The sequence below is a fragment of the Bradyrhizobium sp. IC3195 genome (genome assembly GCF_020193585.1).
GTDB lineage: Bacteria > Pseudomonadota > Alphaproteobacteria > Rhizobiales > Xanthobacteraceae > Bradyrhizobium > Bradyrhizobium yuanmingense.
Map to the genome: position 1 here is coordinate 28,475 of NZ_JADYVG010000011.1, position 22,656 is coordinate 51,130.

Consider the following 22,656-nt stretch of genomic DNA (forward strand, 5'->3'; position numbering starts at 1 on the left):
GAGCGGCGCTACTGCGCGCCGGAGCCGCCCTGCACGATCTTCTCGTTCAGCTTCTGGTCCACGGTGTCGACGGTGCGGTCGATCTCGGCGTTGGGCACGCCGAGCTGATGCGAGATCAGCTTCACCAGCAGGTCGACGCGTTCGATGAAGGGCGCACCGCTCGCGACCGCGCGCGCCGCCGATGACGGCTTGAGCAGGCTCTCCGCGGCCTTGGCGTACTTCGCGAACGGCACCTGGTCCTGCGGATCGGCGCCGAGGCGGCGGGCGATCGCATCGACATGGTCGTAGATCGTCTGCGAACGATTGAGATCGCCGTGCACGGCGTCGCGGATCGACTGCGGCTCGTTCGGCGTGATGCAGCGGTAATTGCCGGTCAGCAGCATCGACCATTTCGCCAGCGGCACGAACAGGGAATCGAACACTTTCAGCTTCACCGGCACGTCGTGGCCGTCGAGCGTCACCGCGTCGATGTCGGCCTCCAGCTCGCGCAGCAGCTTGTTGTGCTTCTCGTCGGCGAAGACCGACGCCTTGAAGTTGGTGGGCAGGCCGACATGCAGCACGTTGGCGGCCTCTTCCGGCGGCCGGAAGGCCTGCGGGTCGGGCGAGCACAGCGTCACCAGCCCGGGCTCAAACCGCTCCCACACCTGCGCATTGGTGTAGGCCTCCTCGAGATCCATGTCGGCGAGTGCCGGAATCCGCTTCAGGTAGGGCAGGGGCGGCATGTTCATGATCGACAGGCACGGCAGCTTCGCCGCGGCAATCTTGACCATGAGGACGCGCACCGTGTGGTTGGTGTATTGCGGCTCCTGCATCGCGAGGCCGACCAGATCGTAGCGGGAGAGGTCGACATTGGCCGGCGTCACCGCGTCGAGCTTGCCAGGGAGGTTGCGGGAGAAGATCGCCCGGTGCACCGCCTCGTCGCGTAGCTTAATGCGCACCTCGGTACCGTCGCGGTTGATCAGCTCCGCAGTCTTTGCGCGGCAGACCAGGGTCACGTTGTGCCCGGCCATCAGCAGCTTCGTGCCCAGCAGGGAGCCGTAAGAAGCCCCAAGAATCAATATGTTGCGCGCCATGCTCGTCCCCTGGAAATCTGTGTGATTTTTCCGGCCCCGGCCGTTCCGCGGGGCAGTTGAGGGCATGTAAAGCGAAGCGCAGGGGAATGGCAACTGGGATAATGCATACAAGGGTGCGTCTGGTCCCCGCGGGTTCGAGGGCCAGCCTGGCGGCCTGTTTCGGTCTCGTGTCAACCCAGTGAAGCAAAGATATTCTTCTTTACCGAAATTCGGATTTGTCGTATGTGTCGGTCATCCCGGCTCAATCTCGAGGGGCGATCATGAGGTCGTCATTGTCGCGAGCCGGGCTTGCGGTGGACGCGGCAGCGTCGGGCGCGAAAGGTGCGGGCAGGGAGGGTAGTCCCCGGTGAGCTCGCGGCCGCGCGCGGACGAGCGGCGCTGCTAGGTTTCGTCTCGTCTGTAAGTTTCCGGCTCTGTCGACGGTGTCAGGGAATACTGCGGGCGAAATGGCGGGCCGTGCGTACGGCAAAACCGTGTGGTCCTGGCCGTCGTTGCTACGGTCAAGCTCTCGCGAATGCGGCATTGGCGTCAACCGGCGCGGTGCCGGTGACTTTTGCGAGGGTGAGGGAGGCCAGAAGGAACTCGGCTCCCGGGAGAGCACGGCATAAGCCGTCCGACCATCGCGCAGGGAAGGCCGAGTGATTGGCACCACCTGTATGCTGCTGTGCGGTTTTCTGCGTGTGCGTTTTGCGCAGCGGACCGCGGGTGCGATGTCAGCACCCGGTCTTCCCTGCGCCCTCTTGCCGATGAGGGCGGCGAGACGAAGCAAAGCTCGGGCGAAATCAGTCGCGAGAATGAATATGCACGTCTGCGACCACACACTCGCTGTCATCGCCCGGCTTGACCGGGCGATCCAGTACTCCGAGACGACAGTTGTTCAATGCAGAGGCCGCGGCGTACTGGATTCCCCGCCTTCGCGGGGAATGACAGCCGTCACTCGGAGAGCGAGCTATCGCCTCATACTCCGTCATTGCTTCGCTTCGCTCGCAATGACGTTGATGGAGCGCCGCTTCTTGGCGGCCTCAGCCCTGGCTCGCCATGCGCTCGCGGTCGAGATGCTGCTCGATCTTGGGGCGGTCACGCGTGCGCTCGAAGCTGGTGCAGAGCAGCTCGGTCTCCTCGAGCGAGATCGGAGCACGATAGAGCCGGCACATGAATTCGGCGTTTCCACGCCCCTTGCCGGTGCCCGGCCCGCGCTCTGCGAGAAACATGCAGTCCCGGCAGATGCTCGCTTCGAGCCGCTGATGGGCAGCATCGAGGTGATTGAGGATCTCGCGGAGAGAGTCGCGCAGCCTGATGCACTCCTCGGTCCCGAGCGACGTCACCGCGTTGACCACGTGATTGATCGGGTCGTGCTGGCTCAGGCATTTCTCGCCCTGCGGCGTGACGTGCAGGACGACGGAACGCTTGTCCTCATGCGACGGCTTTCGCACCAGGAACGACTTGCTCTCCAGAGTCTTCACGATCTGCGACGCCGTCGCGCGTGTGGCGCCGATGAAGCCGGCCAGTGCGGACGGCGTGCGCGAAAACCTGTTGGCGCGCCCGAGAAAGCGCAGCGCCATCCATTCCCGATCGCGCAATCCATGCTGATTGCCTTCGAAATACCAAGCCCGCGCCGCCTGAACCAGCAGCTCGACGGCTTCCCGCGCCAATGGCATGAATCTACCTCGTCCCCGGAACTTCGTCTGCGGCGTCCCGAAGCCGCTTTGCGCCCTGAGTGTCAGACGAGCATGCCCTGTCGAACTCTCGCACAATGGCGCGGATCGCACCGCGCCCGACCTCGGCCGATGAGCGTCGCATCGTCCGCAGCGAGAAGCCGTATCGCTGATGGCATGCCAACGGCGTGGTCGTCGCGCGGGAGCTCGGGTTGCCGTCGCCGGCAAACGGTGGATCGGAGTAGCTCAACCGGAGCCCCCAAAGTTCAAGTCACAAGCAGACGTTTCTTATACTCAACCAAAACGATGGATGAGCTTCTCAACAAAATCAAGTAGAGACCCTCTCACAGGCTGGATGTCGTGGCAGGCGAATGTAACGTTCAAGGGCAATCTCGTTGTTCGGGACACATGATGGTGAACGCAATACATGGCGCGGCGAGTAATATGCACTCGATATTGTGAGAGTTTGATTGCACGCGCGTTGTTGTCTTGCGTTGATGCAAACTGATCGAAGCTTGTGCATCACGATGACGTTTGGCGGCACGTCATCCACAACTTGTGCGTTCTGCCGCGGAATCGTCGAGGGAACTCATTGGAATTGCACGCGGCGGTTGTTCCCGTCGTGCTTGCAGAATAGACTCTTCGATCGCTTGCACAGCGCTTGCCAGCTCGTGCACACCGCGAACGGCGAATTCGCTCACGACGAAAATGGGTGAGCCGGTGTGCACGCGCATGCGCTGGAAGCGTAGCGACATGCGCAATCTCTTGTCGAAAACCACGGGCAGGGCGGACGGCAGGCGCCTCACCCCTCTCCACCCGTCAGTCGCCCTTGAGCATGTCCCGAAGCTCGCGGAACGGATCGGCGCTCGGCGGGGCCGACGCGCCCTGTCGCATCGCGTTGTAGATTCGCGGAACCATCTCGACCGCCTGGTCGAGGCCCGAATCACGTCCCGGCTGATAACCGCCCATCAGGCGAAGGTCGCGCGTGTCCTCGTATTTCGCGATCATGGCGCGCAGCTTGCTCACCAATTCGCGCTCCTCGGGGTCCCAGACGTTGTGGGCGAGGCGGGAGACCGAGGCCAGAACGTCGACGGCCGGGTAGCGCGCCTGGTCGGCGATGTGCCTTGAGAGCACGATGTGCCCATCGAGCGTGCCGCGGATGGTGTCGGCGATCGGCTCGTTGTGATCGTCGCCGTCGACCAGCACGGAGAAGATCCCGGTGATGGTGCCGGAACCCTCCTCGCCCGGGCCGGCGCGCTCGAGCAGGCGCGGCAGATCGGTGAAGACCGTCGGCGCGTAGCCGCGCGCCACCGCGGGCTCGCCGGCGGCGAGCGCGACCTCGCGGGCGGCGTGGGCAAAACGGGTGATCGAATCCACCATCAGCAGGACCGATTCGCCGCGGTCGCGGAAATATTCGGCGACGGCCATCGCCGTCTTCGGCGCCAGTCGCCGCATCATCGGGCTTTCGTCGCCCGTCGACACGATTGTGACAGCGCGATGACGGTCGTTGCCCAGCACGTCCTCGATGAACTCGCGCACCTCGCGGCCGCGCTCGCCGACCAGGGCCAGCACGACGGTGTCGAAGCCCTGGCTGCGGGCGAGCATCGCGAGCAGCGTCGATTTGCCGACGCCCGATCCGGCAAAGATGCCGACGCGCTGGCCGGCGCAGACCGGCGCGAACAGGTCGATGACGCGTACGCCGGTGCGCAGCGGCTTGTGCACGCGCGCACGCTTCATGGCCGACGGCGCCTCCGCCTCCGCCGAGACCGCCTGCGACCCTTGCGTGAGCGGCCCCTGTCCGTCCAGCGGCGCGCCGAGGGCGTTGATGACGCGGCCCTTCCAGCTCGGATCGGGCGCAAAGGACAGCGGCGGCATGCGGGAGGCGACCGAACCAAGCCCGCCTGCGAACTGCCGGTCGAACGGCTTGGCGATGATGCCGTCGCTGTCGATCCGCACCACCTCGCCGATCTGGCGCTTGCCGCCGCAATCGACGCCGATGAGCTCGCCGAGCCTGACGAAGCGCGACAGACCGGAGACGCGGAAATGCGTTGGCGCGATCTCGGAGATCGCGCCGCTGACGCTTGCCAGGGGAGTGCTCTGCTGAAGCTCCAGCAGCGCCCACTCGAGTTGCCGAAGAGCGTTCAAGGAAACCGTCCAACCTCATCCTGCGCGCTTGGCGCGTAATCTACTTGCCGGGTTCGCCGAGGGTCCGGATCGCGTTCTGCAGCGAGCTCTCGGTGCCCTCGATCATCGAGTTGGTGCCGTCGAAGGCGCGCGAAGCCGAGATCAGCCGCGTCAGCTCGAGCATCGGATTGGCGCCGGAGCCTTCGACATAGCCCTGCTTGAAGCCGTCCCGGGAGAAGTCCGCGATGGCGGTCGCAGGCCGGTCGGGCGTCACGCCTGAATTGCCGTAGCGTTCGAGATTGGCGTCGGCCGGAATGCTGAACAGGCCGATGGTGCCGATCTCGTTGTTGTCCTGGATGATCGCGCCGCTGCGCGCGATCGAGATCGGTCCGCCGTTCGGGTCGAGCGTGATCTGCGCGCCCCCGGAATCGACGATCGGAAAGCCGCTCACGGTCTGAAGGTCGCCGTTGGGGGCGATCTGGAGCCGGCCGTCGCGCGTGTAGACCGTGCCGTTCGGACCGGCGAAGGCGATCCAGCCCTGGCCGATCACGGCGACGTCCAGCGGGTTGCCGCTCTCGGTAATGTTGCCCATCTCGCGCGAGATGATGTTGTCGCCGGGCGAGGAGAACGCCACCGGCGTCGGACCGGCCTTGGACAGCACGGTCTCGAACTTCACCACGTCGGTGCGGAACGCGGCCGTGTTGACGTTGGCGACGTTGTTGGCGATCGTCTGGAGGCGCTTTTCGAGGGCGACCTGCGCCGACAATCCCACATAGAGAGCCGATTGCATGACTTACCTGTTGAACTTGATGTTCTGAAGCGTCGTGAGCACGTTGGTATCCATGCTGACCGACGTCGCGGCGCCGGCGATCAGGACCAGCGCGGGATTGGTCGAGCTGTCGTTCCGGGCCTGGGTCGCATCCCACATCGCCGCAAAGCGCTGCACGAACTTGGTCACCTTGGCCGGATCCTGGAAGTCGGTGAGCTTGATCTTGTCCGCGATCATCTTGGCCTGGGCGTCGATGTTCGCCGCGCTGATCGTCGACGGCAGGCCGAGCGCGGTCTGCACCACCTGCGTCAGCGCCTTGTCGGCCAGGATCTGGTAGGCGGTCGTGATCGTGGAAGCCTTGCGGGTGAAATACAGCGCCAAACGCAGGCCTTCGTTCTGATCGCCGGCCTTCTCCTCCATCGTCTGCGTGACGTACTGGGTCGCGGTGCCGGTCGTGGCCGCGGCGGTCTGGGTCGCCTTGTCGCCGAGTGCGGCGAAATTGAAGGCGGTCGCGAATTGCCGGTAGCGGGTGTCGGTCAGCTTGTTGGCGAAGGCGTCCTTGCTCGTGACCCCCTCGGTCAGCACCTTGCGCATGAACGCCTTGGCGTAGGTCATGTCGCTGAGGCCATAGGCCTTCATCGCATAGGAATAGAGACGATAGTCCTTCAGGAAATCGTCGATAGTCTTCACTTTGCCGATATGGCCGAGGAAATAGTCGGTGTCGCGGCTGACGTCCGGCTGCTTCGCGACCTGCGTCAGCGACTTGCCCATGTCTTTGGTCAGCCTGGTGTAGTCCGCGATGGTGGATAGCATGACACGCGCCCCTCTGGCCGCAGGTCGCGACCCCGCTTCAAGCTGCCGCCAATTGCTTGCGCGGGGCTGGCGACCTCGAAGCCAGCTTCGCGCAAGCGTCGCCGACTAGGTATTCCAGGTGGGATCGGCGATGGAGCGGCGCGTTGGGCAGTTTCGTGGGGATTTTCATCACGGTAGCGGCGCTGCTCGGCGGCTTTGCCGCCATGGGCGGGCACCTGGCCGTGCTCATGCAGCCGTGGGAGTTCGTGATCATCATGGGAACCGCAGTCGGCACCTTTATCGTGGCCAATCCATGGAAGACGGTGGTGGACACGGGCGTCGCCTGCATGCAGGCCATCACCGGCGCGGTGCCCGGCCAGCGCTACTACCTTGACTTGCTCGGCGCGCTCCACGCTCTGATGCGCGAGCTGCGTGGCAAGGGGCGCAACGAAGTCGAGGCGCATATCGACGATCCCGCCTCCTCCGAAATCTTCAAGGCGTTCCCCAGCGTGCTCGGAGATCCCTCGCTGCTCCAGTTCATCTGCGACTATGTCCGCCTGATCATCATGGGCAATGCGCGCACGCACGAGATCGAGGCGCTGATGGACGAGGAGATCCATACCATCGTGAAAGGCAAGCTGGCGCCCTATCATGCGCTGGTGACGGTGTCCGAGGCGCTGCCGGCGCTCGGCATCGTCGCCGCCGTGCTTGGCGTCATCAAGGCGATGGGCGCGCTCGACCAGTCGCCGAAGCTATTGGGCGGCTTTATCGGTGCAGCCCTGGTAGGCACCTTCGCAGGCATCTTCCTGTCCTATGGCGTGCTTTCGCCCTTCGCGATCAAGATCAAGATGACGCGCGAGAAGAAGTGTCGGCCCTACATCATCGTCAAGCAGACGCTGCTGGCATTCATGAACGGTGCTATGCCGCAGATCGCCGTCGAGCACGGCCGCAAGATGATCTCCAGCAGCGAGCGTCCCTCGATCGACGTCGTCGAAAACGAGACGATCGCAGGTCCCAAGCCCGTCGCTGCCGACGCTGAACCCAAGGCGGCGCGCGCATGATGATGGAAGACGCAGAAGTCGACCAGCGCAAGCAGCTGCCGAACTACCTGCTGGACGCTGCCGGCATATCGATCGAGCGTATGCCGATGCTCAATGTGATCTTCGATCGCATGGCGGCATCGTGCACCGACAGCCTGCAGCCGATGGCCGGAACGCCCTGCTATTTCTCGGTCAACGGCATCACCAACGATCCGCTCGGCGACATCATCAAGGACTACGAGGGCAACGCGGTCGCGGCCGTGCTCTATGCCGAGCAGTGGGATTCGCGCGTCATTATCATGCTCGACCGCGACTTCGTATTCACGATGGTCGAGGCGATGTTCGGCTCTGACGGAGCGGAACCGCCGCTTGACGTCGAACGGACGTTCTCGAACATTGAGATACGGCTGGTCCAGGCGCTGTTCGAGCGGTTCGCCAAGGCGCTGCAAGGCGCCTTCGCCGGAACGTCCAACGTCACCTTCCGCGTCGAGCGTGTCGAGACCGCGATGGCGTCGCTGGCGATCGGGCGCGCCAGCAACATGTCGATCTGCGCGAACATGATGGTGCAGGCACTCTACCGCGGCGGTCAGATGTTCCTGATCATTCCGCACTCCGCGCTCAACCCGCTGCGTCAGAAGCTCGCTCACGTGGTCGTCAGCGACGGTCGCGCCGCCGACCCACGCTGGCGCGAACAGATGGAAAGCGAGGTGCAGCGGACCGAGGTGACCCTCAGCGCCGTCCTCGACGAGAAGATGGTGACGCTCGGCGACGTCGTGAAGTTCGAGGTCGGGCAGGTGCTCGAGCTCGAGGCCACGCCGCGCACGCTGGCCCGTCTCGAAAGCAACAATCAGGTGTTGTTCTGGTGTCAGATCGGCCAGCTCGACGGCTATTACGCCATGCAGGTGGCAGATCCCGTCGATCAGAAGCGGGAGTTCGTCGATGATATCCTATCTCGTTGATATCGTGCTGCTGGTTGCGCTCGCCTTCACCAGCCTGCGGGTGACCAGGATGCATCGCGAGCTGGCGCGGCTGCGCAGCTATCAGGGCGAATTCTCAACCATCATGCACGAGACCGCGGGTGCCTTCGACACGGTCATCACCGCGGCGCACGATTCCACGGCGAATCTCGGACGCCTCGCCAACGTGCTGAGCACGAAGATCGACCAGGCTCACGAGGCGATCGCAGCGCTCGATGCGCGCAGCGGGCTCGCACCCGCGGCGACGGCCGCGACCGCCGAGCTGAACAAGCACTGAATGCCGGCACCGGCAGAGCAATACGGCCGGAACGCCACGGCGCTCCGGCAGCGGAAGTACCAAGAGGCGATACCATATGGCGCAATCATTCGACTACGAGTCTGCACCTGCATCGGCTGAGACCGAGACGTCACCGCTGGAACGCCTGGCCGAGATCGCCCAGCGCACGGCCGAGGAGACCGGCAAGTTCGCCAATGTCGACGCCATCTTGCGCATTCCCGTCACCATGCAGGTGGTGCTGGGATCGGCGACCATTCCGGTGGCGAACCTGATGAAGCTCGGACGCGGCGCGGTGGTTCCGCTCGATCACCGGGTCGGGGAGCCCGTCGACGTCGTCGTCAACGGCCGCATCGTCGCCCGCGGCGAGGTGGTCGTCGTCGAAGAGGACAATTCCCGCTTCGGCGTCTCACTCACGGAGATCGTCGGACCGCTGGGGCAGGGTGATACCTGACCATGGCGGCACCGGTCGGCATCGCTCCCGTCAAGCAGCGAGGCGTTACCACGCTGGGCGGCACGGAAAAGGTCGCCGCGCTCCTGCTGGCCATGGGCCGGCAGGCGGCGGCGAGCGTGCTTCAGCAGTTCGAGCCGCAGGAGATCCGCATCGTCACCAAGGCGGCGGCGGAGCTGCGGCCGATCACCGCGCAGGAGCTCGAGGGGATCGTCGAGGAGTTCGCCCAGCAGTTCTCGATGGGCGCGAACATTCTCGGCACCCTCGGTGGCCTGGAAGCGGTGCTCGGCGACGTGCTTCCGGCCGATCAGGTTTCGGCGATCATGACGGACCTGCTCGGCAATTCGAGCCGCTCTGTGTGGGACCGCGTCTCGTCGGTGTCGGAAAATTCGCTGGCCACCTACCTGTCCAAGGAGCATCCGCAGACCGCGGCGCTCATCCTGTCCAAAGTCAAGCCGTCCTGCGCCGCCAAGGTCATGAGCCAGCTGCCGTCGAGTCTGCGCAACGAGTTGATGCGGCGCGTGCTCAGCCTCAAGCCGATCGTTGATGACGCGATGAAGGTCCTCGAGAAGACGCTGCACGAAGATCTGACGCTGAATTTCGCCCGCAACCTCGGCGCCGACACCTACGCCCGCGTCGCCGACATCATCAACAAGATGGAGCGCGGCCACATCGAGGACATCCTGAAGAGCCTGTCGGAGAAGCGTCCGAAGTCGGCCGAGGTGCTAAAGGAGCTGTTGTTCACCTTCGACGACGTCATCAACCTGGCGCCGAAGGCGCGCACCATGATCTTCGACCAGGTTCCGACCGACCGCATCGTGGTCGCACTGAAGGGCACCGACAAGCATTTCCGCGAGGTGATCCTGTCCGCGGTCGCCTCGCGCGTCCGCCGCGTCGTCGAGGCCGAGCTCGCGATCGGCGAGCCGTCGAACCAGCGCGACGTGCTCGAGGCGCGCCGTGTGATCACCGACCTTGCACTCGACCTCGCGGAGAAGGGCGAAATCGAGCTCAACCCCGAGCAGGAGGATGAGCTGGTCTTCCGCTGACCGCTGAACGGGCATGGCAGAAACATCCGATCAGGAGAGCAAGACAGAAGAGCCGACCGAGAAGAAAGTCCGCGATGCGCTCGAACAGGGCAAGATTCCGGTCTCTCGGGAGGCCTCCATTTTCGCCTCGATGGCCGCGCTGATGGTGATCCAGGCGTTCCTGATCGGCCAGGGCGTGCAGCAATTGACGCCGGCGCTGAAGAGCCTGCTCGACGATCCCGAGGGCTTCCCGCTCTCGACCGGTGCGGACGCGCAGAACCTGCTCACCGTGGTCGGCCTGCAGGCGCTGCGGTTCCTGGTGCCGCTGGTGGTCATCCTGGTGGTGTTCGGGCTCGCGGCCTCGCTGCTGCAGAACGCGCCGCGCCTGGTGCTCGAGCGGATCAAGCCTGACTTATCGCGAATCTCTCCAGTCAGCGGCTGGAAGCGGTTGTTCGGGACGCAGGGCCTGATCGAGTTCGCCAAGTCGCTGTTCAAGCTCGCCGCGGTGAGCGCCGTGGTCGCCTTCGTGCTGCGCTCGTCCGAAGCGAGGGCGTTCGAGGCCATGTATACCGACCCGGTCGCACTGCCGGAGATGATCCTCAACATCGCGATGCGCATCGTCTCGGCGATCTGCATCGCCACCATCGTGCTGGTGGCGATCGATCTCGCCTGGGCGCGCTTCCACTGGCGGCGCGAGCTGCGCATGACCAAGCAGGAGATCAAGGACGAGCACAAGCAGGCGGAAGGCGATCCCCTGATCAAGGCGCGCCTGCGCTCGCTGGCGCGCGACCGTTCGCGCCAGCGCATGATCGCCTCGGCCTCGCGCGCGACGCTGGTGATTGCCAATCCGACGCACTTCGCGATCGCGCTGCGCTACAAGCGCGAGGAAAACGCCGCGCCGCTGGTCGTGGCCAAGGGCATGGACGTGATCGCGCTGAAGATCCGCGAGATTGCCGAGCAGAACCGAATCCCCGTCATCGAAAACAAGGCGCTGGCGCGCGCGCTCTACGAGGCAGTCCAGGTCGATCAGGTGATTCCGGCGGAATTCTTCCGGCCCGTTGCCGAGATCATCTACTTCCTCCAATCCAAGCAGGCGCCGCGGCCCGAGAACGTTCGATAGATTTCCGAGGATGGTGCTTCGCGCAACAGCTTGACGAAAGCTTAACGCCCTAGGCTCGTCCCGAATGGATCAGAATGGGGCCGTCGTGGGACCGCTTTTTCTCTTCGAACTCGCATCGTCGCAGGCGCGCTATCTCGAGCTGCGTCAGTCGACCATCGCCACCAACGTCGCCAACGCCAACACGCCGGGCTTTCGGGCGCGCGACGTCGAGCCGTTCAACAAGGTGCTCGATGGCATGCCGGTGAGGCTTGCGACGACGTCGCCTTCGCACATGCAATTGGCCGCAGCCGAGACCGACACGCGGGCGACCGCGAAGAAGGACAGCTGGGAAGTGGTTCACTCCGGCAACTCCGTCAGCCTCGAGCAGGAAATGATCAAGGGCAGCGACGTCAATCGCGACTATTCGATGAACGCGGCGATCGTCCGGTCGTTTCACCGCATGGTGCTGTCGAGTGCAAAGGCCTGAGGTGAATTGACATGCTGGACTCATTGAGCGCCTCGCTGACGGTCGCAAGCTCCGGGCTCGAAGCGCAGTCGACGCGCATGCGCATCGTCTCGGAGAACCTCGCGAACGCCACCTCGACGGGGCGCGCCGCCGGCGCCGATCCGTATCAGCGCAAGACCATCACCTTCGATGCGGCGATGGATCGCGCCTCGGGCGCGCAGCTCGCGAAGGTCAAGGAGATCGGGGTCGACACCACGCCCTACCGCGTCGAGTACGACCCGGGGCATCCCGCGGCCGACAAGGCGGGCTACGTCAAGCTGCCGAACGTGAACATGATGATCGAGATGGCCGACATGCGAGAGGTCAACCGCTCCTACGAGGCCAATCTCCAGGTCGTGAAGCAGGTAAGGTCCATGCTCGGCATGACCATCGATCTCTTGAGGAGCTGACCATGCTTGAGGCGATTTCATCCACCGCGATTTCCGCAGGGCAAGCCGCGGGCCGTGCGACTGAGACGTCAGCCGTCTCGCCGGCGGCGACCACCTCGATCCAGACCAGTGACGACGTCGGCTTCGAATCGGTGATGAAGCAGGTGACGTCGGATGCGATCGGGACGCTGAAGGCGGGCGAGGCGGCATCGATCTCGGCAATGCAGGGCAAGGAATCGACGCGCCGCGTCGTGGAGGCGCTGATGTCGGCCGAGCAGGCCCTGCAGACGGCGGTCGCGGTTCGCGACAAGGTCGTCCAGGCCTACCAGGAAGTCGTTCGGATGTCGATTTGATCTGAAGGAGTGGGACCAGTGAAATCGCTCGCCATTGCGGCCACGGGCATGAACGCCCAGCAGACCAACATCGAAGTCATCGCGAACAACATCGCCAACATCAACTCGACCTCCTACAAGCGGGCGCGCGCGGAGTTCACCGATCTGTTCTACCAGATGGACCGCATGCAGGGCGTCGCGAACACCAACGGCTCGTCGCCGATTCCGGAAGGTGCCAATCTCGGCCTCGGCGTCAAGTCCGCGGCGATCCGCAAGCTGCACATCCAGGGCGCGCTGACGCAGACCGGCAATCCCTATGATCTCGCGATCAACGGACGTGGCTGGTTTCAGGTGCTCGGCCCCAACAACGAGGTGCAATACACCCGTGCGGGCTCGTTCAACGTCAACGCCAACGCTCAGCTGGTCACGATCGACGGTTACCTGCTGGATCCCGCGATCACCATCCCGCAGGGGACGGTTGAGGTCACGGTCAACCAGACCGGCCAGGTGTTTGCCAAGCTCGACACGGAAGTGAATCCGCGGCAGATCGGCCAGCTCAACCTCGCCAACTTCGCTAACGAAGCGGGTCTCGAGCCGCTGGGCAGCAATCTCTACAAGGAGACCACGGCGTCCGGCACGCCGGTCGTCGGTCTGCCGGGCGATGCCGGCTATGGCAAGATCAACCAGAAATGGCTCGAAGCCTCGAACGTCGACCCGGTCAAGGAAATCACCGAGTTGATCTCGGCCCAGCGTGCCTACGAAATGAATGCCAAGGTCATCCAGGCCTCGGATGAAATGGCCCAGACGGTCTCGAAGGGCATGCGCTAGTTCCGGTGTCTCGATGTTGAACAGGGTGGGCCTGATCGTGCGCGGGTTGGCCGCCGTGCTGCTGGTTCTCGCCGCGGCGCGGGCCGCCGCGGCCGAGGAGAAGCGGCTTCCCGTACCGGCCGTCTCGATCCGCGCCGGCGAGATGATCCGCGAGGAGATGATCACCGAGCGCGCCTTCGCGCCGAGCCTGCTCGGCGTCGCAATGTTCATCGAGGGACGCCAGATCCTGGTCGGTCGCATGGCGCGGCGCGCGCTGTTGCCGGGCCAGCCCATTCCAACCAATGCGGTGGAGGACCCCTGGACCGTCGCGCGCGGCGCCATGGTCAAGGTCGTGGTCGAGGACAGCGGCCTGTCCATCGTCACTTACGGCTCGGCCATGCAGTCGGGTGCGGCCGGCGCGCTGATCCCCGTGCGCAACACGGACACCGGCGTGATCATCAGGGGCGTCGTCCAGCCGGACGGCAGCGTCAAGGTCATGGACGGGTCATGACCAGGCTCCTGCTTGCGCTCATGCTGCTGGTGTCGGCCGCCGGCGCCCAGGCCGCCGTCCGCATCAAGGACATCGCGGACATCAAGGGTTTGCGCGAGAACCAGATCGTCGGCTACGGCCTCGTCATCGGCCTCAACGGTACCGGCGACACGCTGCGCAACGCTCCGTTCACCGAACAGTCCCTGCAGTCGATGCTCGAGAACATGGGCATCAACGTCAGGAACGAGACCACGAGCACCAACAATCCCCCGCGTCCGACCACGCTGCGCACGCGCAACGTCGCAGCGGTGATGGTGACGGCGGACCTGCCGCCTTCGATCGGGCCCGGCGAGCGCATGGACGTCACCGTGTCCTCGCTCGGCGATGCGACGTCGCTGCTCGGCGGCACATTGGTGATGACGTCGCTGCGTGCGGCGGACGGCGCCGTCTATGCGGTGGCACAGGGCGCGATCACGGTTGCCGGCTACAGCGTCGGAGGCCAGGCGCAGAACGTCAGCCAGGGCACGCCGACGGCCGGGCGCATCCCGAACGGTGCGCTGGTCGAACGCGAGGTGCAGGGAAGTCTCCACGAGATGGAGTTCCTGGTGCTACAGCTGAAGAACCCGGACTTCGTCACCGCAACGCGCATCCTCGACGCTGTCAACCGCTACGCCGGCGGTCGCTACCGCGCGCAGATCGCCTTCGAGCGCGACTACCGCACCATCGTGCTGTCGAAGCCGCGTCATGTCGGCCCTGTCCGCTTCCTCGCCGAGATCGGCGAATTGGTGGTCGAGCCGGATACGCCGGCGCGGGTCGTGATCAACGAGCGCACCGGCACGGTCGTGATCGGGCGCGACGTGCGGATATCCACCGTTGCCGTGACCCACGGCAATCTGACGGTTCGCGTCACGGAGATGCCGGTTGTGTCGCAGCCGGCGCCGTTCTCGCGGGGACAGACGGTGGTCGTCCCGCAGACCGTGGTCGAAGCCAACGAGGCCGGATCGCAGGTGGCGATCCTGAGCGGGGTCGATCTCCAGCGCCTGGTGCGCGGGCTGAACCAGATTGGCCTGAAGCCATCGGGGATCATCGCGATCCTGCAGGCGATCAAGACGGCAGGCGCGCTCCAGGCCGACGTCATCGTGCAATGATGCGCAAGCGTCGTGCAAGCTTGGTCGCTCAATGCTCAGGTCTGAAGCGAGAATCGCACGCGGCCCGATGCTGAAGCTGGATCACAAAGGCAAACTCCTCCTGCTGGCCGCGGCAGCAATGCTCGCGAGCGCCTCGCCCGCGTTCGCCTTGGACGAGGCCAAGCCGTCGAAACCGCTCAACCTGCTCTCCTTCGCCCGCGCCCGCGCGGGCGGACCGCAGAAGCCGCAGCCGTCGGCCACCGCGACACCTGTCGACAACTCTTCGGTCCGGGCCACGGCATGGGCGGCCGAAGATTCGGGCCCCGTGGTCACCGGTGCGGTGCCGGAGACACCGGCGCCTGCCCGTCCGGCCAAGCCTGGCAGCGTCACGGCGCCGCCGAAGCCTGCACCGCCGCAGGCTGCGCCGCCCCCGGACAACGAAATCGCGCTGTTCTGCAGCAACGTCGCCGATCCCGCCGTCGATGCCAGGCTGGCCTGGCAGCTCAAGGAGCTCGAGAAGGCCGAGAGCCTGCTGCGCGAGCGCATCGCCGAGGTCGAGGCCAAGCGCGCCGAATACGAGAAGTGGATGGCGCTGCGCGACGACTTCCTGAAGAAGGCCGAAGCGAGCGTCGTCGAGATCTATTCGCGCATGAAGCCCGAAGCTGCGGCGACGCAGATCGCTGGCATGGCCGACGAGACCGCCGCCGCCGTGCTCGCCAAGCTCAGCCCGCGCAGCTCGAGCGCGATCTTCAACGAGATGGACACGGCACGCGCGGCGCACCTCGCAGACCTGCTCGGCGGCATGCGTCGCGTCGACGACGGAAAGAGCAAATAGATGAACAGGCCGATCCTTTCCTTGCTCGCGGCGTCGGTGCTCCTGGCCGGGTGCTACCATCCGGCCGAAGTCCTGACCGGTCCGCAGATGTCGCCCGTCGGCAGCGGCCTGCGGATGCAGGCCGATCCGATCCCGGTGACGCCGCGCATGCGCACGCCCGTCAGCTATCGCTCGACCTGGGACGACGGCACCGATCTCTACCGCGATCCGCGCGCCCGCCGCACCGGCGACGTCGTGACGGTGATCATCTCGATGCAGGACAAGGCCAAGCTCGACAACAAGACTGGCCGTTCGCGCGATTCGCAGGTCAAGTTCGGGCTCGACTGGCTGATGGACATCGCTGGATGGAGCGACACGGGTTCGGCCAACGCCAATCTCAGCACCAATACCCAGATCAAGGGCAACGGCCAGATCGACCGCACCGAGGACATCAGGCTCTCGATCGCGGCCGTCGTCACCGACGTGCTGCCGAACGGCAATATGATGATCAGCGGCTCGCAGGAATTTCGCGTCAACACGGAGATGCGCGTGCTCAAGGTCGGCGGCATCGTGCGTCCGCGCGATATCTCGCGAGCCAACACCATCTCCTACGACAAGATCGCCGAGGCGCGCGTGTCCTATGGCGGGCGCGGAAATCTGTCGGACGTGCAGCAGCCTGGATGGGGACACCGGATCTATGACGCCGTGGCACCATTCTGACGCCCGAGCCGGCCTGATCGCGCCGCGATGGCGGGCGACGCCATGCGCCTGATCGCCGCCATCGTCGTGCTGACCCTGATCGCGATCGGCGCGGGCGCGATTGCCGGTTTGCATCTGATCGCGACCGCCGAACGCGTTGCCGACGCCAAGAAGAACGCCACATCGCCGCCGATCGCGTCGAGCTACGCCGGCAGCGCGCGGCTCAGGAAATTGTCTCCGATCGTGACCAATCTCGCGGCGCCAGCCAACAATTGGGCGCGCATAGAAGCCTCGATGGTGACCGACAGCATGAGCGACGAGGATGCCGGCATTCTGGCCGCCCATATCAGCGAGGACATCGTGACCTATCTGCGGTCGGCTACGGTGGCGCAGTTCGAGGGATCGCGCGGGCTCCAGCATCTGCGCGACGACCTGACCGACCGCGCCAGTATCCGCTCGTCAGGCAAGGTCCGCGAATTGATCATCGAAACGCTGGTGATCCAGTGAGGGTGAAAGTCCTGCTGCTCGCGCTGGTTCTGGTCGTGCTGCCCGAAGCGGCGCTGGCCCAGATTCCCGACCTGAATTCGCTGCTGCCGCCCGGAAACGGCTCGACAAGCGGCCGGATCATCCAACTGATGGCGCTGATCACGGTGCTGTCGGTGGCGCCGGGGTTGCTGATCATGGTGACGAGCTTCACGCGATTTGCGGTGGCGTTGTCGTTCCTGCGCGCCGGTCTCGGCCTCCAGACCACGCCCGCCAACCTGGTGCTGATCAGCCTCGCGCTGTTCATGACCTTCTATGTCATGGCGCCGACCTTCGACCGGGCCTGGGAGAGCGGCGTCCAGCCGCTGATGAAGAACGAGATATCGGAAGAGGAAGCCTATCTGAAGATCACGGACCCGTTCCGCGAGTTCATGCTGGCCCATGTCCGCGACAAGGATCTCCAGACCTTCGAAGCGCTCGCCGCCGAAAGCTTCCGCAGGAAGTTCGACGACAAGCGGGTCGATCTGCGCGTCATCATTCCGGCCTTCATGATTTCCGAGCTCCGGCGCTCGTTCGAGATCGGATTCCTCATCATCCTGCCGTTCCTGGTGATCGACATGATCGTGGCGACGCTGACCATGTCGATGGGCATGATGATGATGCCGCCGACGATCCTCGCGCTGCCGTTCAAGATGCTGTTCTTCGTGCTGATCGACGGCTGGAATCTGCTGGCCTCCGGGCTGGTCCGCTCGTTCTCGTGAGCGCCGCGAGCGCCCGCCGGCCGATTATGGTTAAACGAAACGCGCTGGATATGGTTAGCGGCGCGTAATTTTAACCATATGATTTTGCTGCGGAATTCAAGCTCGTCTTAATGCGGAAGCAAGATTCGGCGTGCTAGCAACACGGTACGGCGGGTTGGACCCACACAGATCGGTCCAAAGGCATGATGCCGCCCTTCCGTACCGGTGAAAGCCCGGTATGTCCCCTCGTGAAAATGTAAACGCGTACATAAAGGGACATTCGCAATGTCAAGCCTGCTTACGAACTCGACTGCCATGACCGCACTCCAGACCCTGCGGTCTGTGGGTTCGCAACTCTCCACCACGCAGAACCGGATCTCCACCGGCCAGCGCGTGTCCACTGCCTCGGACAACGCCGCTTATTGGTCGATCGCCACCTCGATGCGCTCCGACAACGCCGCGCTCTCGGCGGTGTCCGACTCGCTCGGCCTGTCGGCCGCGACCGTCGACACCGAATATACCGCTCTGACCTCGGTGATCGGCGACAAGGACTCGGGTCTGACCAAGCTCCAGGCGCTGCTGGTCCAGTCCAAGACCGCAGGTATCGATCGCACCAAGATCCAGGCGGACATCACCCAGATCCAGCAGGACATGAAGCTGAAGGCCAACTCGGCGACTTTCAACGGCATCAACTGGCTGAGCACCACGACGGGTACCACCCCGACGAGCTTCAGCCTCGTGTCATCCTACTCGCGCGTCGGCGGCACGCCCACCATCGGCTCGATCACGGTGACGACGGCCAACTACACGCTCTACTCGACCACGCAGACCGGCATTCTGGATACTGTGGCTGGCAGTGCGTCGGTCGACACGATCAACATCGCCGCGCTGACCGACTCGGCGGCCGACCAGACCACGCTCGATGGCTACATCGCGCAGGTCACGACTGCGATCAACTCGGTGGCCTCGGCCGCCGCCAATCTCGGTGCCGTCAAGAACCGTATCTCGACCAACACGAACTTCGTGAAGTCGCTGATGGACTCGGTTGACCGCGGTGTCGGTCAGCTCGTCGACGCCGACATGAACGCGGAATCCACCCGCCTGGCCGCCCTTCAGGTCCAGCAGCAGCTCGGCGTGCAGGCGCTCTCGATCGCCAACAACAGCAGCCAGAGCATCCTGTCGCTGTTCCGCTAAGACGGAAGTCATCGGGGGAGGGCCGCGCTTCTCGCGAAGCGCGGCCTTTTCGCTTGGGCAGCCACGCGCGCCCAAGTCCGGCCGCCTGTTGCGGCCGGAACACAGGGCCACAAGCCCCGCACAAGCTTCGCTCGCTAACCTCGCCGCTACGACAGATTGGGCCTTGAACCCGCGTTTGCGGCACGCCCAAAGGCATGACGCCGCCCTGTCGTACCGGTGCAAGCCCGGTATGTCCCCAACTCAAGTCAATCTTCAAAGGGACATCAAAATGGGTTCTAGTCTTCTCACCAACTCCTCCGCCATGACCGCGTTGCAGACCCTGCGGTCTGTCAGCACGCAACTCGCCACCACGCAGAACCGGATTTCCACCGGTCAGCGCGTGTCCACCGCCTCGGACAACGCCGCCTATTGGTCGATTGCGACCTCGATGCGCTCCGACAACGCCGCGCTGTCCGCTGTCTCCGACTCGCTCGGCCTGTCGGCTGCCACCGTGGACACCGAATATACCGCTCTGACCTCGGTGATCGGCGACAAGGAATCCGGTCTGACCAAGCTCCAGGCGCTGCTGGTCGAAGCCAAGACCGCGGGTATCGACCGCACCAAGATCCAGGCGGACATCACCCAGATCCAGCAGGACATGAAGCTGAAGGCCAATTCGGCGACCTTCAACGGCATCAACTGGCTGAGCACGACGACGGGTACCACCCCGACGAGCTTCAACCTCGTGTCGTCCTACTCCCGCGTCGGCGGTACGCCCACCATCGGCTCGATCACCGTGACGACCGCCAACTACACGCTGTACTCCACGACGCAGACCGGCATTCTGGATACCGTGGCCGGCAGCGCTTCGGTCGACACGATCAACATCTCCGCGCTGACTGACTCGGCGGCCGACCAGACCACGCTCGATGCCTACATCGCGCAGGTCACCGCCGCCATCAACTCGGTGGCCTCGGCCGCTGCCGATCTCGGCGCGGTCAAGAACCGCATCTCGACCAACACGGAATTCGTCAAGACCCTGATGGACTCCGTGGATCGCGGCGTCGGCCAGCTCGTCGACGCCGACATGAACGCGGAATCGACCCGCCTTCAGGCCCTGCAGACCCAGCAGCAGCTCGGCGTTCAGGCGCTGTCGATCGCCAACCAGAACAGCCAGAGCATCCTGTCGCTGTTCCGCGGCTAAGCGGCGCTCTCGAAAACGACCGTGCTCCCTCAGGGAGCACGGTCCCCGCCGTGATGGTGGGCGCCGACACGCGATATGCCGGCAATCGAACCTTCGTCATACGTCTTGCGACATGCCGCGGCCGGTCGGGCTGCCGTGCGCCCGAGCGCTCGCTCGCGCCTGCCAAACCGATTGCGTCGCCTCGTCTTGCATAATTGCAACGCCTCGCCAGCGAACCCGAAACATTCGCGCCTCGCGCAACCTTCAGACAAGGTTGGCAGCTGAGTGTCGTCACCATTCGCATTGGTACGAGGTCATATGCTCAGTCGTGCGCAGGTACAGCAACTGCTCAACAATCTGCTGGAGCTTGGGCCGCGACGCCTGATGGCCTTGGGACTGATCGGTTTTGCGGTTCTCGTCACCGTCGTCGGCGGCGCCTACTATCTCAGCCGCCCCGAGTTCGAAACGCTCTACACCGGCCTCACCCGCGAAGACGTGACGCGCATCGGCGCGGCACTGCGCGAGCAGAACATCACCTTCGACGTCAATTCCGCCGGCGATGCGGTCTCGGTGCGTCCAAGCCAGACCATGCAGGCGCGGATGCTGCTCGCCGAGAAGGGGCTGCCGACCAGCGCCAATTCCGGTTACGAGCTGTTCGACAAGATCGGCTCGCTCGGGCTGACCTCGTTCATGCAGGAGGTCACCAAGCTGCGCGCGCTCGAAGGCGAGATCGCCCGCACCGTCCAGCTGATGAAGGGCGTGAAGGCGGCGCGCGTGCATATCGTGCTGCCGGTGCGCGGCTCGTTCCGCGCCACGCAGCAGCCGCCTTCGGCATCGGTCGTGCTGCGTACCGACGGCGCGATCGAGGCGCGCACGGCACAGTCGATCCGGCATCTCGTCGCCGCCGCCATTCCCGGCATGAGCCGCGACAAGGTGACGGTGCTCGATGCCGACGGCTCGATGCTGCTCGCCGAAGAGGACGAGGCCAGCGCCGCGCCAGCCAAGATGGCGAGCCTGCAGAAGACGGTCAGCGGCATGGTGCAGGAGAGCATTCGCAAGGCGCTGACGCCGTATCTGGGCCTCGACAACTTCGAGGTGAGCGTCGCTCCGCAGCTGTCCACCGACAAGCGGCAGATCAACGAGACGGTCTACGATCCCGAGAACCGCGCCGAGCGCTCGGTGCGGGCCGTACGCGAGAAGGAATCCTCGCAGAACGCCGACCGCTCGTCGCCGACCACGGTGCAGCAGAATCTCCCCGACCAGCAGGTGAATGCGGGCGGCGGCAAGAACTCCAGCGAGGACAAGACCCGCCGCGAGGACGTCACCAATTTCGAGGTCTCGTCCAAGACCACGACCACGGTCAGCGACGGTTATTCCGTCAAGAAGCTGTTCATCGCCGTCCTGGTGAATCGCGCGCGACTGGTCGCCGATCTCGGCGACAAGAGCAACCAGGCCATCATCGACAGCAAGCTCGCCGAGATCAGCCAGCTCGCGGCGACGGCGGGCGGATTGGACAAGGCGCGCGGCGATCAGATCCAGGTGACGGCCGTCGATTTCATCGAGGGCTCGCGCGAGCTGGCGCCGGTGCCGCCGATCAGCTTCGTCGAGATGATCAACAAGCAGCTCGGCAGCGTCATCAACGCGATCACGATTCTCGCCGTGGCTTCGATGCTGGTCTGGTTCGGGCTGCGGCCGGCGGTCAACGGCATTCTGACCCATCGCGCGGAGCAGGAGCAGGCCGAGGCGGCGGAGGCCGCCCAGCTCGAGGCCTCGGCGGCCCTTGCGCTGCCCGACGGCGAGGAGGCCGAGCTCAACCTCGTCGAAGATCTCGAAGGCAAGATGCAGCGAACGCCGCAGAAGCGGCTCGAGCAGATCGTCCGGCTCGATCAGATGCAGGCGGCGGCGATCCTTAAAGACTGGATGCGACGCGAGGAGGCGGCATGAACGCGGCAATCGGAAAACTTCTGACGCAGTTCGATGCGAATGGCCGGGTCAAGTCGTCGCCGCCGCCACCGCCGAAAATCCAGGACGTGCTGACCAGGCCAAAGGAGGCGAGGCGCGATCCGCAGCCTCACTCGCAGCCGCAGGCCCACACGCAGCATCAGGCGCCGTCTCCGGCGCCCGCGACGGAAGCGCCGCCGGTCAATCTCCTGGACGATGCCTATCGGCGCGGCCATGCCGCGGGCGTCGCGGAAGGCGACGCCAAATTGGCCGAGGAGCGCGTTCGTAGCGCGATCCGGCTCGGCGAAGAGCGGGCCAAATGGTCCGACCAGCAGGCGGTCGCGATCGTCAGCGGCTTTGAGGCGGCCTGCCGCGAGATCGAGACCAACATCGCAAGCTCCGTGGCGCGGATCCTGCTGCCGTTCCTCACCGATGCGGTGCGCGACAAGGCGATCGGATCGCTGGTCGAGCAGATCGCGGCGTTGACCGGCAGCTCATCGGCGCCGGCCTTCAAGGTCACCGGCCCGAGCGAGCTGCTGGACCTCGTGAAGACGCAGCTCGAGGCGTCCAGGCGAACGGGCATCGCATACGAGGCCGCCGAGACGCTCGAGGTGCGCGTCGTGGCCGACCAGACCGTGATCGAGACGCAGATCTCCGCCTGGAGTGAACGCCTCAAGGACGCGCGCCGGTAGTC

25 protein-coding genes are annotated in these 22,656 nt (G+C 64.8%); 20 read left to right on the top strand and 5 right to left on the bottom strand.

Annotation, left to right across the window (positions count from 1 at the left end; all coding sequences use genetic code 11):
* Positions 1 to 8: 8 nt before the first annotated feature.
* The 5 genes from I6F09_RS21185 to I6F09_RS21205 all read right to left on the bottom strand — a co-directional run bounded on the left by I6F09_RS21185 (position 9) and on the right by I6F09_RS21205 (position 6,434).
* A complete protein-coding gene (locus tag I6F09_RS21185; protein WP_036006955.1) occupies positions 9 to 1,073 on the bottom strand; it encodes a 2-dehydropantoate 2-reductase N-terminal domain-containing protein in 1,065 nt (354 codons plus the stop codon).
* A 1,022-nt stretch (positions 1,074 to 2,095) separates the two neighbouring features.
* The gene (locus tag I6F09_RS21190; RefSeq protein ID WP_036006959.1) at positions 2,096 to 2,731 is read right to left on the bottom strand and encodes a MarR family transcriptional regulator; all 636 of its coding nucleotides are present in this window, start codon (positions 2,729 to 2,731) and stop codon (positions 2,096 to 2,098) included.
* Between the two features lie 816 nt (positions 2,732 to 3,547).
* Positions 3,548 to 4,873 carry a flagellar protein export ATPase FliI gene (gene fliI / locus I6F09_RS21195; RefSeq protein WP_225188959.1) on the bottom strand — a complete coding sequence of 442 codons (1,326 nt, stop codon included), beginning with the start codon at positions 4,871 to 4,873 and terminating at the stop codon, positions 3,548 to 3,550.
* 40 nt (positions 4,874 to 4,913) lie between these two features.
* On the bottom strand, positions 4,914 to 5,642 hold the full coding sequence (gene flgF, locus I6F09_RS21200) for a flagellar basal-body rod protein FlgF (protein ID WP_225188960.1): 729 nt from the start codon (positions 5,640 to 5,642) through the stop codon (positions 4,914 to 4,916).
* 3 nt (positions 5,643 to 5,645) lie between these two features.
* Complete coding sequence (locus I6F09_RS21205; protein ID WP_036006968.1) at positions 5,646 to 6,434, bottom strand: DUF1217 domain-containing protein; 789 nt, start codon at positions 6,432 to 6,434, stop codon at positions 5,646 to 5,648.
* Between the two features lie 143 nt (positions 6,435 to 6,577).
* Here I6F09_RS21205 and motA point away from each other — a divergent pair, with 143 nt between their 5' ends.
* The 20 genes from motA (at position 6,578) to I6F09_RS21305 (ending at position 22,654) form a co-directional block, all read left to right on the top strand.
* Positions 6,578 to 7,474 (top strand): flagellar motor stator protein MotA, encoded by an 897-nt coding sequence (motA, locus tag I6F09_RS21210; RefSeq protein ID WP_036006971.1) that lies wholly within the window; start codon positions 6,578 to 6,580, stop codon positions 7,472 to 7,474.
* Positions 7,471 to 8,412, top strand: a complete 942-nt coding sequence (locus I6F09_RS21215; protein ID WP_036006973.1) for a FliM/FliN family flagellar motor switch protein — start codon at positions 7,471 to 7,473, stop codon at positions 8,410 to 8,412. Before motA ends, I6F09_RS21215 begins: the two co-directional genes overlap by 4 nt.
* Complete coding sequence (locus tag I6F09_RS21220) at positions 8,393 to 8,707, top strand: hypothetical protein (protein ID WP_036006976.1); 315 nt, start codon at positions 8,393 to 8,395, stop codon at positions 8,705 to 8,707. Before I6F09_RS21215 ends, I6F09_RS21220 begins: the two co-directional genes overlap by 20 nt.
* 76 nt (positions 8,708 to 8,783) lie before the next feature.
* Positions 8,784 to 9,158 (top strand): flagellar motor switch protein FliN, encoded by a 375-nt coding sequence (gene fliN / locus I6F09_RS21225; RefSeq protein WP_036006979.1) that lies wholly within the window; start codon positions 8,784 to 8,786, stop codon positions 9,156 to 9,158.
* Positions 9,159 to 9,160: 2 nt separating this feature from the next.
* The gene (locus tag I6F09_RS21230; RefSeq protein WP_225188961.1) at positions 9,161 to 10,201 is read left to right on the top strand and encodes a flagellar motor switch protein FliG; all 1,041 of its coding nucleotides are present in this window, start codon (positions 9,161 to 9,163) and stop codon (positions 10,199 to 10,201) included.
* 13 nt (positions 10,202 to 10,214) lie between these two features.
* Positions 10,215 to 11,300, top strand: coding sequence for a flagellar biosynthesis protein FlhB (flhB, locus tag I6F09_RS21235; RefSeq protein ID WP_225188962.1), 1,086 nt, complete (start codon positions 10,215 to 10,217; stop codon positions 11,298 to 11,300).
* A gap of 64 nt (positions 11,301 to 11,364) precedes the next feature.
* Positions 11,365 to 11,766 carry a flagellar basal body rod protein FlgB gene (gene flgB, locus I6F09_RS21240; RefSeq protein WP_036027427.1) on the top strand — a complete coding sequence of 134 codons (402 nt, stop codon included), beginning with the start codon at positions 11,365 to 11,367 and terminating at the stop codon, positions 11,764 to 11,766.
* A gap of 11 nt (positions 11,767 to 11,777) precedes the next feature.
* Positions 11,778 to 12,194, top strand: a complete 417-nt coding sequence (flgC, locus tag I6F09_RS21245; protein ID WP_036006988.1) for a flagellar basal body rod protein FlgC — start codon at positions 11,778 to 11,780, stop codon at positions 12,192 to 12,194.
* Between the two features lie 2 nt (positions 12,195 to 12,196).
* Entirely contained in the window at positions 12,197 to 12,526 is a 330-nt protein-coding gene (locus tag I6F09_RS21250; RefSeq protein WP_225188963.1) for a flagellar hook-basal body complex protein FliE, read from the top strand.
* 18 nt (positions 12,527 to 12,544) lie between these two features.
* A complete protein-coding gene (gene flgG, locus I6F09_RS21255) occupies positions 12,545 to 13,333 on the top strand; it encodes a flagellar basal-body rod protein FlgG (RefSeq protein WP_036006992.1) in 789 nt (262 codons plus the stop codon).
* Between the two features lie 13 nt (positions 13,334 to 13,346).
* Entirely contained in the window at positions 13,347 to 13,823 is a 477-nt protein-coding gene (gene flgA / locus I6F09_RS21260; RefSeq protein WP_225126170.1) for a flagellar basal body P-ring formation chaperone FlgA, read from the top strand.
* Positions 13,820 to 14,950 carry a flagellar basal body P-ring protein FlgI gene (gene flgI, locus I6F09_RS21265; protein ID WP_036007006.1) on the top strand — a complete coding sequence of 377 codons (1,131 nt, stop codon included), beginning with the start codon at positions 13,820 to 13,822 and terminating at the stop codon, positions 14,948 to 14,950. Before flgA ends, flgI begins: the two co-directional genes overlap by 4 nt.
* Before the next feature lie 67 nt (positions 14,951 to 15,017).
* On the top strand, positions 15,018 to 15,764 hold the full coding sequence (locus tag I6F09_RS21270) for a MotE family protein (protein ID WP_225188964.1): 747 nt from the start codon (positions 15,018 to 15,020) through the stop codon (positions 15,762 to 15,764).
* On the top strand, positions 15,765 to 16,463 hold the full coding sequence (gene flgH / locus I6F09_RS21275) for a flagellar basal body L-ring protein FlgH (protein WP_036007011.1): 699 nt from the start codon (positions 15,765 to 15,767) through the stop codon (positions 16,461 to 16,463). It abuts the gene before it with no gap.
* A gap of 42 nt (positions 16,464 to 16,505) precedes the next feature.
* A complete protein-coding gene (locus I6F09_RS21280; protein ID WP_346730124.1) occupies positions 16,506 to 16,949 on the top strand; it encodes a flagellar basal body-associated FliL family protein in 444 nt (147 codons plus the stop codon).
* Positions 16,946 to 17,686, top strand: coding sequence for a flagellar type III secretion system pore protein FliP (fliP, locus tag I6F09_RS21285; RefSeq protein WP_036007014.1), 741 nt, complete (start codon positions 16,946 to 16,948; stop codon positions 17,684 to 17,686). Before I6F09_RS21280 ends, fliP begins: the two co-directional genes overlap by 4 nt.
* Before the next feature lie 264 nt (positions 17,687 to 17,950).
* Positions 17,951 to 18,859 (top strand): flagellin, encoded by a 909-nt coding sequence (locus tag I6F09_RS21290; RefSeq protein WP_225134442.1) that lies wholly within the window; start codon positions 17,951 to 17,953, stop codon positions 18,857 to 18,859.
* A 268-nt stretch (positions 18,860 to 19,127) separates the two neighbouring features.
* A complete protein-coding gene (locus I6F09_RS21295; RefSeq protein ID WP_057030126.1) occupies positions 19,128 to 20,042 on the top strand; it encodes a flagellin in 915 nt (304 codons plus the stop codon).
* A 297-nt stretch (positions 20,043 to 20,339) separates the two neighbouring features.
* Entirely contained in the window at positions 20,340 to 21,965 is a 1,626-nt protein-coding gene (gene fliF, locus I6F09_RS21300; RefSeq protein ID WP_225139200.1) for a flagellar basal-body MS-ring/collar protein FliF, read from the top strand.
* A complete protein-coding gene (locus tag I6F09_RS21305; RefSeq protein ID WP_225188966.1) occupies positions 21,962 to 22,654 on the top strand; it encodes a hypothetical protein in 693 nt (230 codons plus the stop codon). Before fliF ends, I6F09_RS21305 begins: the two co-directional genes overlap by 4 nt.
* Positions 22,655 to 22,656: the final 2 nt, after the last annotated feature.

Excerpts from the sequence above, each read along its gene's own strand:
- I6F09_RS21185 (WP_036006955.1), bottom strand. The coding sequence starts at position 1,073 with ATGGCGCGCAACATATTGATTCTTGGGGCTTCTTACGGCTCCCTGCTG.
- I6F09_RS21190 (WP_036006959.1), bottom strand. The coding sequence starts at position 2,731 with ATGCCATTGGCGCGGGAAGCCGTCGAGCTGCTGGTTCAGGCGGCGCGG.
- flgF (WP_225188960.1), bottom strand. The coding sequence starts at position 5,642 with ATGCAATCGGCTCTCTATGTGGGATTGTCGGCGCAGGTCGCCCTCGAA.
- I6F09_RS21205 (WP_036006968.1), bottom strand. The coding sequence starts at position 6,434 with ATGCTATCCACCATCGCGGACTACACCAGGCTGACCAAAGACATGGGC.
- I6F09_RS21215 (WP_036006973.1), top strand. The coding sequence starts at position 7,471 with ATGATGATGGAAGACGCAGAAGTCGACCAGCGCAAGCAGCTGCCGAAC.
- I6F09_RS21220 (WP_036006976.1), top strand. The coding sequence starts at position 8,393 with ATGATATCCTATCTCGTTGATATCGTGCTGCTGGTTGCGCTCGCCTTC.
- fliN (WP_036006979.1), top strand. The coding sequence starts at position 8,784 with ATGGCGCAATCATTCGACTACGAGTCTGCACCTGCATCGGCTGAGACC.
- I6F09_RS21230 (WP_225188961.1), top strand. The coding sequence starts at position 9,161 with ATGGCGGCACCGGTCGGCATCGCTCCCGTCAAGCAGCGAGGCGTTACC.
- flhB (WP_225188962.1), top strand. The coding sequence starts at position 10,215 with ATGGCAGAAACATCCGATCAGGAGAGCAAGACAGAAGAGCCGACCGAG.
- flgB (WP_036027427.1), top strand. The coding sequence starts at position 11,365 with ATGGATCAGAATGGGGCCGTCGTGGGACCGCTTTTTCTCTTCGAACTC.
- flgC (WP_036006988.1), top strand. The coding sequence starts at position 11,778 with ATGCTGGACTCATTGAGCGCCTCGCTGACGGTCGCAAGCTCCGGGCTC.
- I6F09_RS21250 (WP_225188963.1), top strand. The coding sequence starts at position 12,197 with ATGCTTGAGGCGATTTCATCCACCGCGATTTCCGCAGGGCAAGCCGCG.
- flgA (WP_225126170.1), top strand. The coding sequence starts at position 13,347 with ATGTTGAACAGGGTGGGCCTGATCGTGCGCGGGTTGGCCGCCGTGCTG.
- flgI (WP_036007006.1), top strand. The coding sequence starts at position 13,820 with ATGACCAGGCTCCTGCTTGCGCTCATGCTGCTGGTGTCGGCCGCCGGC.
- I6F09_RS21270 (WP_225188964.1), top strand. The coding sequence starts at position 15,018 with ATGCTGAAGCTGGATCACAAAGGCAAACTCCTCCTGCTGGCCGCGGCA.
- flgH (WP_036007011.1), top strand. The coding sequence starts at position 15,765 with ATGAACAGGCCGATCCTTTCCTTGCTCGCGGCGTCGGTGCTCCTGGCC.
- I6F09_RS21280 (WP_346730124.1), top strand. The coding sequence starts at position 16,506 with ATGCGCCTGATCGCCGCCATCGTCGTGCTGACCCTGATCGCGATCGGC.
- I6F09_RS21290 (WP_225134442.1), top strand. The coding sequence starts at position 17,951 with ATGTCAAGCCTGCTTACGAACTCGACTGCCATGACCGCACTCCAGACC.
- I6F09_RS21295 (WP_057030126.1), top strand. The coding sequence starts at position 19,128 with ATGGGTTCTAGTCTTCTCACCAACTCCTCCGCCATGACCGCGTTGCAG.
- fliF (WP_225139200.1), top strand. The coding sequence starts at position 20,340 with ATGCTCAGTCGTGCGCAGGTACAGCAACTGCTCAACAATCTGCTGGAG.
- I6F09_RS21305 (WP_225188966.1), top strand. The coding sequence starts at position 21,962 with ATGAACGCGGCAATCGGAAAACTTCTGACGCAGTTCGATGCGAATGGC.